Source organism: Mesorhizobium sp. USDA 4132 (genome assembly GCF_056279545.1).
The window spans coordinates 3,801,086-3,814,198 of record NZ_JBWCCP010000001.1; the positions used below are offsets into that span (position 1 = coordinate 3,801,086).

The window sequence follows — 13,113 nt, forward strand, 5'->3', positions numbered from 1 at the left end:
CCTTCGTCCTTTCTGAGGGCGCCCCCGCCCTATTGATCGGATTTTCAGTTGACGTCGGCCGTTTTCACCAGCCGACGCACGCGAACGGCGATCGGCATGCGCAGAAGTCGGAGCGCACGTGGGTTTTCGATTGCCGTTTTCAGGAAGCCGCCGACGGAACCCTTCTTGATTTCGTCGACGAGCGTGAGAAATGAACCCGCTTCAAGGATGCTGCGGGTGCGCCTGCGTTGGGCAGCCGAGGCCTTCGCATCGAGCTTATAGCGGGCGAGAAAAGCGCTGTCGGAGGCCAGCATCGCATCCAGATGGCTCTGCTCCAGAACGCGCGAGATCGAACCCTGACGCAGGTGATAGACATATCCGATCTCCGGCACGATCGCGCATCGCGCGCCGCTCGCCAGGGCGGAAGCAAGCAGCAGGTAGTCCTCGCCGACCTGCAGCGCCTCGTCGAAGCGCAGCCCGTGCTCGACGAGAAATGCGCGTTCGAAAATCGGCTTCATGTAGCCGAAGTTGAAGGTCGATTGGAAAATCACGTTCGAGCCGATGAAATCGGCAAGCGTCATCATCGACCGCTGCTTGAGCGCCTCCTTGGAGAACATCTCATAGGGCTCGCCGGCATCGAACGGGATGACGTCGAGATTGTCGACGACGATCTGCGCCCGCGCGTTCTCGGCCCGCTCCAGCATGGTCAAAAGCCTGGTAGGGTAAATCGAGTCGTCGGAATCGAGGATCGCGACCCAACGGCCCCTTGCCGCGGCAAGTCCGGCATTGCGTGCGGCGGCCGGCCCGCCATTCACCGCCTGGACAATCAGCCTGACGCGGTGATCCGAATAAGCCTCCGCAATTGCTCGCGTCCCATCGGTCGAGCAATCGTCGACGACGACCACTTCGAGGGTCACGCCGATTTGCGCAAGGGCGCTGTCGATCGCACGCGCAAGCGTCTCCTCGGCGTTATAAGCCGCAATCACGAAGCTCACGTCGGGCTGGAAATCCGGGGCCTGCAGATCATGCATCGTCATGTGGCTTCGGCGGCTCCGTATTGGCGGATCTCTCGGACGCCGAGCGTGCCCGTGACGGCGCCGGCATGGAGTGCCACACGAAGGGCGTAGCGAACGCGGGTAACCGGCGAGGCAATGGTTGCCACCGTCACCGCCAGACAATAACCGAGCTTCAGCATCGCGAGACCGGTCTGCTTGAGGCGGCCGAGACCGGAGTTCTTGGCGGCGAGAATGCGTCCATGTGTCTGTCCGGAGCGGAACCGGCGCTTGGCAAGCCAGGAAAAGCTTGCCCGCTTTTCGGGTACCAGTTCCTCGATCACCGCATCCGGCGCAAATTCGATCCGCCCGCCGGCATCGGTCAAAGCGGTGAAGAAATGCGTATCCTCGCCGCCGCTTTGGCCGAGCGAGAGCGCAAACCTGCGGCCTGCGACGACCGGTGAGCGCAAATGGAGGAGGACGTTACAGGTATAACCGGTCCTGATCTGCCCGCCGACCCAGACAGGCATCGTCGAGTGGAAATCGCCATTGCGCATCCAGCTGGCGCTTTGCGATCCGTAGACGGCTCGGACCGGCCCGAGAACGGCGTCCGCCCCCGTGTTCCTCGCCATCGCCATCAGTCCGGCCAGCCATTCCGGCTCAGCCGTCTCGTCGTCGTCGATGAAGGCAAGGTAGTCCGCATCGCTTTCGGCGAGGCAGGCATTGCGGGCGATCGAGATATTCGACTTCGGGCAATGCACGTAGCGGATCGGGAACGGCGAACGCGCCCGCAAACCATCCACCAGCCCGCTTGCGCTCGGGCTCGCATCGTTATCGGCAACGATCAGGCGCAATTCCGCGCCTGCCGGGACGGCTATCCCAAAGAGCGAGATCAGCGTCTCGGCCAGCTCCGGCCGCCGATAGGTGCAGATGCCGATATCGATGCGGACCGGCTTTTCCTCTGCCGTCATCAAGCGATCCTCCGCGGCCGGATGCCGATCAGTTCCAGCCAGAAGCCGGCCGACCAGGCGAAATGCATGATCATCGCCGAAAGCGAGGCAAGCGGGCCGTAAGGGTTCTTCTGCCCCACCGCGAGCCAGAAGCCGTAACCGATGCAGGCCGCGGCCCAGACGACCATCGGCACCGCCGCCCACCAATAGAGAAGTGCAAGCAGCGCCGCGACGACGACCGGCGCGACTGCAAGCGGGATCGCTTGCCGGAGCTTTGGAATGGTACGATGCTTGACGAGGTTCTTCGCCCGGCCCCGGCCATAGGCGAGATATTGCCGGAACAGCGCCGAGGCGGTCGAGCGCGGATAATAGGTCATGTAGGTCTTGCCGGTCATCCAGATGCGGAAAGCGCCCGCGCGCAGCCGGAAGTCCAGTTCGGCATCCTCGTTGTGACTGAAACTCTCGTCGTAGCCGCCAACGGCCCGGAAGGCCGAAATCCGCATCAGCGCGTGGTGGCCATGATCGACCCACTCGCCGCCGCCGCCGGCGCGATGTTTCGAACCGCCGTTTCCGAGCTTTGAGTTCTGCGCCACCGCGGTCGCCTTCTGGAAAGTGCCGAAGCCGATCGTCTCCATGCCGACGACGACGGAGTCGGCGTCCATTTCGACGGCCTCCTGCAGAAGCGTCCGGCAGTAATCGTCCGGATAATCCCCATGCGCGTCGACGCGGATGAGAAAGTCCCGATCCTCGCCGAACCGGTCGACCGCGAGGTTGATGGCTGCACTCTGGATACGCTTGCGATTTCCGATCAGCACGAGGTCGCGGATTTCGGGAATAAGGTCCTGGACGATGTCCGGCGTGCCGTCCTGGCTGCCGCCGTCGGCGACGACGATCAGCATGTCCATGTCGCCGCGCTGGCCGTTCAGCTTATGCAGCAACGGCGCGATCGTCGCCGCTTCGTTGAGGCACGGAATCACCAGAAGCGTCCGGATCTCGGACATCTGGGCATTGGAGTGAGAACGCAAAACCATACTCCACCTCACGATTGCGCGGTTGAAACGGCCGGCATTTCGGCCGGCGACGGGACGTTGGGATGCAGGGCGGCGAGCCGCGAAACAAGAGCGCGGCATTCCGCCGGTCCGGTCACCCACTGACAGCGCTCGACGGCCGCAAGCCGGGAAAAAAGGTCGACGTAGCGCGCTTCCGTCATCTCGTTGAACAGCGTTTCGAGGGTCTCCCCCGTCACGTGATTGCGCACCAGACCGATGCCTCGCTTGCCGACGAAACGGCCGGTCTCCGTGCCGGCAAGCGCGATCGGCACCGCTCCGTAAAGCCCGCCTTCATAAAGGCGGTTCGGCAGCAGCCAGCTGGAATTCAGCCCATCCTCGAAGAAATCGATCGCCCAAGTGAACTGCACGTCGCCGTAGATCGCAGCGAGATCCTCCGGATTGCGGTAGGCACCATGGAATTCGACATGTGGGGCGGCCGCGACCGCCGCATCGAAATCGTCGAATTCGCTGTAGGCGGGGCGGCCGCGTAATACGATCTCAACCTTGCCGTCCATGCGGGCCGCAAAATCGATCAGCATGTCGAGCGACTCGCGGCAGCGGATCGCTCCGAACCAGCCGATCCGCCAAGGCTTGCCCGGTTCCGGCGGACGGGGCAGGGTTGGCTCGGACACCGGTTCCGGCTCGAGGGCGAGCACCTTGTTTTCCAGAAGCAGAACCGGAAGGTCGAGGCCTGAACGCGGTTTGAAGAAATTATCCACGAACGCCGGGGAGCTGGTGATCAGCAGGCTCGCCCGGCGGCCGAAGAACCGCTGCGCCTGGCGCATCAGACGACCCTTCATCCCCTCGTCGAGAAGCAGGCGGTGAATATCGAGGCATTCGTAAACGACAGGAATCCGGCGGCTGAACATGGACGCAGCACGTCCGGCAAGCGCCAGCGTCTCCAGGTTGCGGGCGATGATGATGTCGGGCACGGCGATACCGGCCAGCGTCCGCTTCAGCCTCATGCGCGCGGCAAGAACCGCTCCGATGCGCTGCGCAAAACGCCCGTCCGCCGTCTGCCCGAGTGAAACGGTCGTCACATCCCGCTCGTCGGCAAGCACGTTCGCGCCGCGCTCGAAGCCGGCGACGGTGACGCTCGCACCACCGGCCTTCAAGGTCAGCACGCGCCGCCGGATGGCCGCGTCGGCCATGTCATGCGCGAGATAGAGAACGTTCAACGTCAAATTGTCCAACTCCATTGTCGAGCCGCCGAGGCGGCTCAGCCGAGCGTGCAGAGCACGGATTCAGGAAAGCGGCAGGGCTCGCCGAGCGCGGTAAAAGCGACCCGGTCGACGGTCATCGAGGTCGGCTGAGTGTAGGAAAATGCGCCCATCCACTGCTTGAGCGTGTCGGTGCCCCAGAGACTGAGAAAAATCTTCTGAGGGTTCTGCGGTATCTTCGCCTTGTCCGTTACTTCTTGAACGAGCTTGCCGTTCACGAAGTAACGGAGGCGGTTTTCCTCCCAGATGAAGGCATAGTCGTTGAAGCCCTGGTCCGCACCGCCGGCGACCGGCACCAGCTTTTCGTTATTGCCCTTGGCGGAAACATACTGGTTGACCTGAACTTGGCCGGTATTCTTGCCGAGCACTTCGAAGTCGATCTCGTCATGCGGTTTCTTGTCGGTCGGGCCGATATAGGTGAAGAACGCCGAATTGAGCCCTGAGCCCGATGCGGATTTCATCCGCACCTCATAGGTGCCATAGCCGAAACGCGCATTGGTCTGGATTTCGCCGCAGGCGAAGTCGCGGTCGCTGGCCTTGTCTTGCGCACCGGTCTTGTCCTGCGCAAAGCCGAGCTGCAGATTACCGCCCTCGACCTTCACCTGTTTCTTCGACCAGTTGCAATTCTGATGCTTGCCGTTGTTCCAGCCGTCCGAGACGTACCAGAAGGAACGGTTGAGTCCGTCGAAGTTTTCCACGAAGGACTTGCCCGCGTTAGCCTGCTGGGCCTGTGCTGCGGGCGAGAGAAGTCCAGACACCGCGGCAGCGATGATAACCTGGCAGGTTAGTTGAATCTGTCTGGCCTTGGCCGTCATGTTTCACCTGTGCTGTTGCGTTATTGCGGGTTCGCCGGGACCGGAAGCCTCGGCGAGTGGGTGGGATTTGGTGGCGGCCAAAAGCTTGGCCTTGCGACCGCGGCTGCCGGTCAACACCTCGTAGAGACCGCGCATTCTGTGCGAAACGAGGCGGTTGCTGACAACAAGGATGACGAAGCTTGCGACGGCGGCGACCCCGTAGAAGAGCGGGTAAAGGTCGTCGCCTGCCACGCGGTTCCACACCATCCACATCAGGACGAGCAGCGGATAATGGGCGCAGAACATCCAGAAGCTCAGGCTTCCGGTGGCAGCCAGCCGCTGACCGATCCAGGAACGGATGATGATCGCTGACATCAACCAGAAACCACCGGCTCCGAGGATCGAAAGCGCGTTGCGCGCCATGTCGAGAGGCCAGGGGAAGTCGGGGCCGGTCCAGTAGAGGCCGATGGACAGCAGCACCGCGGCGGCAAGCATCACCGCAGTACCCGGTCCCGCAAACCGGTCCGCAGACTTGAGGTCCACCTGGTAGAGCGCCAGGAAGATGCCGAGGGTGAAGCTGAACAGGATCGATTTCTTCAGCACGATGCCGACCGTCAGCATGGGGGTGATCGCCAGCAGGAACAGAACGCCGAGCGTCGCTGCCGGAAAACGCCGCACCAGCACGGCAAGGATCGGCGACAGCAGGATGCAGACGATCAGGTCGCGCAGGAAGTAGAGCGGAATATTGATCGGCAAGCCTTCCGTCGCGAACGCGTTACTTAGGAGTTCGCGCGTCGAGATGTTCCAGAGATCGGGAAAATATCCAACGCCCATGTCGACGCGTTGGATGACGAACATGGCTCCAAGCAGACCGAGGTTCCACAACAGGAAAGGCAAGAGGACGGTCTTCGCCTTGGAGCGAAGCGTCTTGGAATAGTTGAACGTCTCCCAACCCCGCTGGAACAGTAGATAGCCGGAAATCGCGCTGAGGCAGGGTACGCCAATGCGGAATAGGCTATCCCCGAGGAAAACCCTGAGCCAATCGAACAAACCATTCAGCCCGAGGAACGGGCTGGTGTCGGGATCATGCGGCACATGGACGAAGAGAATGCCGGAGATCAGCAGGATGCGCATCAAATTGATACGGGAGGATATATTTGGATCGACAGTCAAACGAGTCACCCTTTTTGGGCAGTGCCTCCCCGCCACTACCGTTTCAATCAGAGCAGACTTGAGCCCGCAGTCACCCAAAAAGGATCGTGCCGAGTTTGGCACAAAATGTGGCGGCGCAGCAAAAAAGGGGCTTGTAGCGGAATGGGAAGGGCATGAAGAGGCGCCCCTCCGGCGGCCCGCTACCGCTCCTTGGGCTTATGATTTTCAAGGATTCACGGCATGTTGGAGCCAGCGCAATGCTGCACCGCAGCAGCACAAAAAAATCTTTTTGCAATAGACCAAAACGGCTAATGCGTTTGTATCTGGATACCTCTTTACGTGGAGGCGGTCCCGCAATGTGGCGAAATAAAGGCAAATCTGCGACACAATCAAACGAAAGGGACGCCGGCTACGCTGCTCAATCCGAGTCGCCGGACGAGTTCAAGAACGCTCCATGAAACTGCGCGTATTCGGGCATCAGAAATGGCTCCGATGAAGTGATCGCCCGGCAAACTCCGCCCCGCCCGCTCCCGGTAGGAGTTCATTAACCTCTCCGCAAAGACGTGCGGGACGGCTCGGCGATCGCTACCAAAAACCACATAAGAGTGAGCGTTACCGCCACCGATCCAGGATCTTCCAGGGTCGGCACTCTTGCCAGAATGAGGGCTGTGACAAATTTCAGCCCGAATGTAGCGGTCTTTGATAGCGCGCTCCACCGACATTGGTCGCGTTTGTCTTTACGCCTTGGCAGGGGCGAAATGGTCAAGTCTTGTTACTGGGAGGTCATTCGATACGGCAGCGAACTGCCGCTAACCCGAAGCCCGGCAACTGTCGGCGGCTTGCAATTGTTTGAGAAAGCAGGGGCGAACACATGGCGACGTTCACCGTAATTATCCCATTTTTCCAGAAGGAAGCCGGCATTCTTCGCCGCGCACTGAAATCGATTTTCGATCAAACCTATCAGGACTTCGAGATCGTCATTGTCGACGACGAATCACCCCTACCCGCTGACGTTGAGCTTCAAGGCATTGAAGATACTTGGAAAACCCGCATACGCGTGATTCGCCAGCAGAACGGCGGGCCAGGTGCCGCACGCAATACCGGCCTCGACAACGTCCCGGCTTCGACCCGTTTCGCGGCACTTCTCGATTCGGACGACGTCTGGCTGCCGGATCATCTGAAAAACGCTTTTGAGAGCATGACCCGCTTCGATGCCGAGTGCTATTGGGCCTCGATGCAGGCGAGCGACGAGTTCTATTACCACTTCGGCATGGCCGAGCTCGAACAGGCGGAGGGCGGCACGCGGCTTTCCGAAAACCCGCTCCTGATCGAAATGCCGGATCTCGCGAGTGTCATGCTGAAGAACTGGAGTTTCCTGCATCTCTCCTGCATGGTCATCGCCCGGCCGGTCTTCGAGACGGTTCGCTTCGAACCCTCCCTGCGGCTGGCGGCTGAAGACGTGCTGTTCTTCGTCGACTGCATCCTGAAATCGAAGCGAACCCTGCTTTGCGACGAAGAGGGTGCGGCCCGCGGCATGGGCCTCAATATCTTCCACAGCATCGACAATCGCTCTCCGCAGTTCCTGCGGCAGCAGTTCAACACCTGGGTGGCGCTCGATACGTTGGAGGAGCGCTTCCGCTCCCGCCCCAGCGACGTCGCCTCAATCGCATCCTACAAGAACACCGCCCGCCGACAGGCGCTCTGGAGCCAGGCCGGACGAGTGAAACGCCGCCAGGCGCCGGACCTTGGCCTCCTCGCCCGCTGGGTGATGCGCGATCCCGCGCTGATCCGGGCGGCATTCGAACTCGGAGCCGGGAAGCTCGGCCGCAGCGCACGCTAAATGCTTGCGTTTCCTTTCAAATTCATCATCCCACGGAGGGCCGCATGAAAGCGTACTACTGGGAATCGCATCACGGTAATTTCGGCGACGACCTCAATCTCTGGCTCTGGGATGCGCTGCTACCCGGCTTTCGGGACGTCCATCCTGAAGTCCTGCTGGTCGGCGTCGGCACGGTCCTCAATCCGGTCCTGCTGCCTGTCGGCCAGAAGAAGCTGGTGATCGGCAGCGGCTACGGTTATGGCACGCCGCCTGATGTCACCGACGCGGCGGAATGGGACGTGCGGACAGTCCGCGGTCCGATGACGGCCGCCAAGCTCGGCATTTCGACCGACAAGGCGATCACCGACCCGGCGGTCATGATCGCCGACATGCCGGAATTCCAGAACCTGCCGAAAATCCACAGGAAAACCTTCATCCCCCATTGGGAGTCGGCCGAATTCGGCATGTGGAACGCCGTCTGCGAGCCCGTCGGCCTCACCTATCTCGATCCGCGCGGCGAGGCGAAGTCGGTCATCCGCCATATCGCCCAGTCGGAACTGATCATTGCCGAATCCATGCATGGTGCGATCCTGGCGGATGCGTTCCGGGTTCCCTGGGTGGCCGTCAGCAGCTCCCGTTCCATCAACAATTTCAAATGGAATGACTGGGCCAAATCTGTCGGGACAACATACGAACCTCGCTACGTGCCGGTCTCCACCCGAGCCGAAGCTGTAGCCAAACGCTCGCGTTTCTGGGGCATCAGCTTCGACGGTCAGGAGCAGCCAAGTCAGGCCGCATACGACACTCATGGCGGCGAAGTCATGACCCACCCGGCGCCGTCACAAAGCGGCCTTCGCGGGATGGCGAAACAGTTCCTCGCAGCCCCATCCGTGCTGGCGCTCTGGCAGGCAAGCCGCGCTGAACCGCGGCTCAGCCCCGTCGAGGTTCTGGAGGAGCGCAAGGAGAAATTCCGGGCGATGCTGGAAGGGATCCGCCGCGACTATTTCTGAGCGGCGGGTATGCCGGGCAGAAGATAGCGCATGCCGACCGGCTGTGCCTGCGGTTTGGACGACCTGGCGCGCAGGAGATCGAGCTTGTCGAGGAATATGCCGGTCGCCACGGCCGGCAGGACCTGCGGGTGGGAGAGCAAGTGCCGGATGGCCGCACCGTTCCCCGCCTGCGACTTGATGTCGAGGAAGGCACGCAGTTCGTAGCGGTCGCGCGTATGGTCGCGATGCCGGACGATCACCGCCCTTTCCTCCTCGCTGAGCGCCGGATCGGCAAGGAGCGCGTCGTCCGCCTCGTAGAATTTGCGCAGGTCGTCGGTGCGATGCCGGCCGCTCAGCGAATCCTGGCGCACGATGGCGCCGTAGCCGCAATGCTCGATCACCTTGTAGCGCGCGCCCTTGGCGAGCGCCCGGGCGTAGAAGTCGTAATCCTCGCCGAACCGCATGTTTTCGTCGTAGCGAAGACCATGGGCGTCGAGAAACGCCCGGCTCATCACCGGCTTCAGGAAACCGGTCTCGCCGCGCTTGACCCCGCGCTTGGAAATATTGCCTTCCACGAATTCAGTAAGCGACATGCTCCGCGCCCGCGTCTCGAACCTTTCCGGGCGAATGAATTCGCTTGGCTCGTAAATGAAGGCGATATTGTCGGCAATCAGGTCCCAGCCGTCCTCCGCCAGCATCGGCGCAAACCGGCCCGGAAAAAAGAAGTCGTCGGCATCGAGAATACCGATCAGCGGCGCCGCCGATATGGCAATGGCATGATTGCGGGCAGCAGAGGGTCCGCGATTCTGATCGAACGAGACAACCGTCAGCCGTCCTGACCTATCATCCGATCTGCGCGCGACATCCGCGGTCTTATCGGTGGAGCCGTCGTCGACCACCACGACTTCGCTGACATGCGCCTCGTTCAAGGCGGATTGAATCGCGATTCCAATGGTTTCAGCGGCGTTTTTGGCCGCGATGATGACGCAGATCGTCTGGGAAGCGTGTTCAACCATAGCCCTCTCCATGTTGCATCCGTCCGCAACTATGGGCTCAGGAAAATGGCCCTCGTGTGAAACTGGCGGAAAAAAGCGTCAGAACGGTCAGGTATCGCCGGCAGGAAGGTTCGGGGCGGCATCGGCACGCAATCCGTCGCGCCGGCTGCCATCCTTGGAGCTCTTGGCAGCCGCGGCAGCTTCCGAAGTCGCTCCCGTCTCCCGTATCTGCTTTTCACGGCGAACGAGGTAAAGGACAGCAGCGAAATATCCGGCCTGGATCAGGACTGCACAGATCAGCGTCTGTATAACTGCCGTATAGAACGACCCGGTGATAAGATACGCAGCCACCGCGAACACGACCAGAGTCACTGTCATGCTGATAAAGACGCGTGGCGCGTACATGATCGTTCCTCCCGAACGTGGCTGTTCAGTTCGTGGTTTTTCAGGCTCCTCTCCCGATAAGACAACCATATGAGTCTGCAGGAGAGGATTCAAGTTTTCCGATCTCGATAATGCCAGACTATTGGTGAAACTTTCGTAAGGTCCATGAGGTTCCGAACAAATACTGCGGGCAGCAGGCCCATCTCTATCACAGCGCCACAAGCACTGCGCCTCTCTTTTGCCACATTTATGCCCGGATTCGCCGCTGTTGGAACGAACTCGCCAGCCGCATCTCTCAATTCCCCTCGAACCCGATCAACTTTTGTTACAAAGCTAACTCGAAACCGACAGGCGTTGTTGCGCCGCAGCATTGTATTGCGGCGCAGCAGGAGTGGGCCTTTGGTCCCAGACGCAAGCTACTTTGGTCCCCGTCCCCAAGCAGCTGGGCGATCTATGACTAGGCGGCCGACAGGAGAGAATGCCGGGATAAGTTTGAACCAGGTCGGGAATATTAGCCACTAGACCGCTTTTACACGCCCAGTACAGTATTGACTGCGCTTCCGGCGTATATCTCTCAAGTTGTTCCCGCCCAATCGCGGGTTGGAAACCGCGCCCCGACTCCGGCGGGATGCGGTTGACGGAAAAGTTTGATCTTCATCAAATTGCGAACACAGACTTATTATCACATTAACGCTCAATGACGCGCCGTAATGGCACCGACTATCGCAAAACATAAGTGGAGTTCACTCTATGAAGTCAGCGACACGTTCGGCAGGTTCGCCGTTCTCAACGTCAGACCAAGCCCGCATGACTCTCCCAACTGGGGGCTTGGCAAAACGAAGTTTCGATATCACCGCCGCCGCCCTGGCCCTCATCCTGTTCAGTCCCATCTTCCTGATGATCGCGGCGTTGGTAAAGTTCTCCGACAATGGCCCCATTTTTTATGGACATCGCCGGATCGGCCACAACGGTCGTACCTTCAAATGCCTCAAGTTCCGCACGATGGCCGTGAATGGCGATGAAGTCCTGCGAAACTATCTGAAAGCCAATCCGCAAGCGGCGGAGGAATGGCGAGCGACGCGCAAACTCAAGTTCGATCCCCGGGTGACGGTCGTCGGCACTGTGCTGCGTAAGCTTAGCCTCGACGAACTTCCGCAGCTTCTCAACATCCTGCGTGGCGAAATGAGCGTGGTCGGTCCCCGCCCCGTGGTCGACGAGGAACTGAACCTCTACGATAGCTTTGCGGCTTTCTACCTGAGCACGCGCCCGGGCCTCACCGGTCTGTGGCAGATCAGCGGTCGCAATGACGTTTCCTACGATACCCGTATCGCGTTCGACACCCAATACGTCCAGAACTGGTCGCTGATCGGCGACGTCGCAATCATTGTGAAAACGATCCCCGCCGTCTGCATGGCGCGCGGCAGTTACTGATAGTCCATCCTCTCTGCTGAGGCGCCGGACCGCTTGACGGGATCGGCAAATCTGGCGGCTTCGAGCGCGGACTGGTTCCGCGCCTTTTGAAGGAAAAATCCATGCAGACACAAACCGCCTCCGCGAGGAGCTTGCGTGCGTTATGTTTTCTGGCCGGTGCGATCACAGTCGCTCTGGCCGGGAACGCGACTGCGGAAGAGACCGGTTATCGCCTCGGGGTGATGGACAAGCTTCGCGTCCGCGTCGCCGAGTGGCAGCCGGCCGACGGCACGATCCGCAACTGGGATGCGGTGAGCGGCGACTATACCATCGGGCCGACCGGATCGCTCTCGCTCCCCTTCATCGGTGACCTCCCGGCTGCCGGCAAGACGGCGGGCGAAGTCGCAAAAACCATCGGCGAGGAATTGCGCGGCAAATTCGCGTTGCGCAACCTGCCGTCGGCTTCCGTGGAAATCGCCCAGTTCCGGCCGGTTTTCCTGGCTGGCGACGTGCATACGCCGGGCGAATATCCCTATACCCCCAACCTGACCGTGCTGAAGGCCATCAGCCTCGCCGGCGGTCTTCTCCGGTCTGATTCGGGCCAGCGTTTCGCCCGCGACTTCATCAATGCCCGCGGCGACGCCTCGGTCTACGATTCCCAACGCGGCCGGCTTCTCGCCCGCCGCGCCCGGCTGTTGGCGGAAGTCGCCGGTGCTACCGAATTGAAAGTCCCGCCGGAACTCAAGGACGTCGGCAATGCCGAAAAGCTGATCGCCAGCGAAGTCTCGCTGATGAAATCGCGGCGAGAACGCTACGAGCTTCAGTTGAAGGCTCTCACCGACCTGCGGACGCTGCTCGAAAACGAGGTCCAGTCTCTCAGCCAGAAGACCGACACCCAGAAGCGGCAGCTGCAGCTCGTCAGCGAGGACCGGGAAAAAATGGCGAAGCTGACCGAACAGGGACTGGCGACCTCCAGCCGCCGCATCACCGCCGAGGAAAGGGCCGCGACCATCGAAGCGAACCTCCTTGATATCGACACGTCAATACTTCGCGCCAAGCAGGATATCAACAAGGCGAACCAGGACGAGATCAACCTGCGCAACGACTGGGAAGCCCAGCGCGCCCAGGAGCTGCAGAACACCGAAGCCGAACTCGAAAAGCTCGGATTGCAGCTCGGAACCAGCCGCGAGCTGATGTCGGAAGCCGTGGCTCAATCGGCCGAGGCGCTGAAATTCGACCCTTCGGGCAAGTCCGCCACCATCAAATACACCGTGGTGCGGGACGAGGGCCAGGGGCCGAAAGAGGTCGCCGTCGGCGAAAACGACAAGCTTTTGCCCGGCGATGTCGTCAAGGTCGCCGCTGAGCTCCTGATGCAATGAG

Annotated in this window: 12 protein-coding genes; 4 read left to right on the forward strand and 8 right to left on the reverse strand. The window is 60.8% G+C overall.

The genetic code is table 11. The features are described 5' to 3' along the window. Window positions 1-44: 44 nt before the first annotated feature. From ACZ9IU_RS19250 to ACZ9IU_RS19275, 6 genes are all read right to left on the reverse strand, one after another. A complete protein-coding gene (locus ACZ9IU_RS19250; protein WP_038545936.1) occupies window positions 45-1,016 on the reverse strand; it encodes a glycosyltransferase family 2 protein in 972 nt (323 codons plus the stop codon). After that, window positions 1,013-1,942 (reverse strand): glycosyltransferase family 2 protein, encoded by a 930-nt coding sequence (locus ACZ9IU_RS19255; protein ID WP_038545939.1) that lies wholly within the window; start codon window positions 1,940-1,942, stop codon window positions 1,013-1,015. The genes ACZ9IU_RS19250 and ACZ9IU_RS19255 overlap by 4 nt, the downstream gene beginning before the upstream one ends. Beyond that, on the reverse strand, window positions 1,942-2,922 hold the full coding sequence (locus ACZ9IU_RS19260) for a glycosyltransferase family 2 protein (protein ID WP_038549689.1): 981 nt from the start codon (window positions 2,920-2,922) through the stop codon (window positions 1,942-1,944). Before ACZ9IU_RS19260 ends, ACZ9IU_RS19255 begins: the two co-directional genes overlap by 1 nt. A 38-nt stretch (window positions 2,923-2,960) precedes the next feature. Then, the gene (locus ACZ9IU_RS19265; RefSeq protein WP_244447531.1) at window positions 2,961-4,121 is read right to left on the reverse strand and encodes a glycosyltransferase; all 1,161 of its coding nucleotides are present in this window, start codon (window positions 4,119-4,121) and stop codon (window positions 2,961-2,963) included. A gap of 68 nt (window positions 4,122-4,189) precedes the next feature. Beyond that, a complete protein-coding gene (gene exoK, locus ACZ9IU_RS19270; RefSeq protein ID WP_038545946.1) occupies window positions 4,190-5,005 on the reverse strand; it encodes an endo-1,3-1,4-beta-glycanase ExoK in 816 nt (271 codons plus the stop codon). 3 nt (window positions 5,006-5,008) lie between these two features. Next, complete coding sequence (locus ACZ9IU_RS19275) at window positions 5,009-6,157, reverse strand: acyltransferase family protein (protein WP_408962354.1); 1,149 nt, start codon at window positions 6,155-6,157, stop codon at window positions 5,009-5,011. Between the two features lie 850 nt (window positions 6,158-7,007). On the opposite strand from ACZ9IU_RS19275, the gene ACZ9IU_RS19280 reads away from it, so the two are divergent. Then, complete coding sequence (locus ACZ9IU_RS19280; protein WP_038545949.1) at window positions 7,008-7,976, forward strand: glycosyltransferase family 2 protein; 969 nt, start codon at window positions 7,008-7,010, stop codon at window positions 7,974-7,976. A 44-nt stretch (window positions 7,977-8,020) separates the two neighbouring features. After that, a complete protein-coding gene (locus ACZ9IU_RS19285) occupies window positions 8,021-8,965 on the forward strand; it encodes a polysaccharide pyruvyl transferase family protein (RefSeq protein ID WP_038545951.1) in 945 nt (314 codons plus the stop codon). Here ACZ9IU_RS19285 and ACZ9IU_RS19290 read toward each other — a convergent pair. Together ACZ9IU_RS19290 and ACZ9IU_RS19295 are read right to left on the reverse strand one after the other, a co-directional pair. Further along, complete coding sequence (locus ACZ9IU_RS19290; protein ID WP_038545954.1) at window positions 8,956-9,960, reverse strand: glycosyltransferase family 2 protein; 1,005 nt, start codon at window positions 9,958-9,960, stop codon at window positions 8,956-8,958. The genes ACZ9IU_RS19285 and ACZ9IU_RS19290 overlap by 10 nt on opposite strands. Window positions 9,961-10,047: 87 nt before the next feature. Continuing rightward, window positions 10,048-10,344, reverse strand: coding sequence for an exopolysaccharide production repressor protein (locus tag ACZ9IU_RS19295; RefSeq protein WP_051899833.1), 297 nt, complete (start codon window positions 10,342-10,344; stop codon window positions 10,048-10,050). A gap of 729 nt (window positions 10,345-11,073) precedes the next feature. Here ACZ9IU_RS19295 and ACZ9IU_RS19300 point away from each other — a divergent pair. After that, window positions 11,074-11,754: a sugar transferase gene (locus ACZ9IU_RS19300; protein WP_038545957.1), complete on the forward strand. Its 681-nt coding sequence runs from the start codon at window positions 11,074-11,076 to the stop codon at window positions 11,752-11,754. Between the two features lie 101 nt (window positions 11,755-11,855). Beyond that, window positions 11,856-13,112, forward strand: coding sequence for a polysaccharide biosynthesis/export family protein (locus ACZ9IU_RS19305; protein WP_051899834.1), 1,257 nt, complete (start codon window positions 11,856-11,858; stop codon window positions 13,110-13,112). Window position 13,113: the final 1 nt, after the last annotated feature.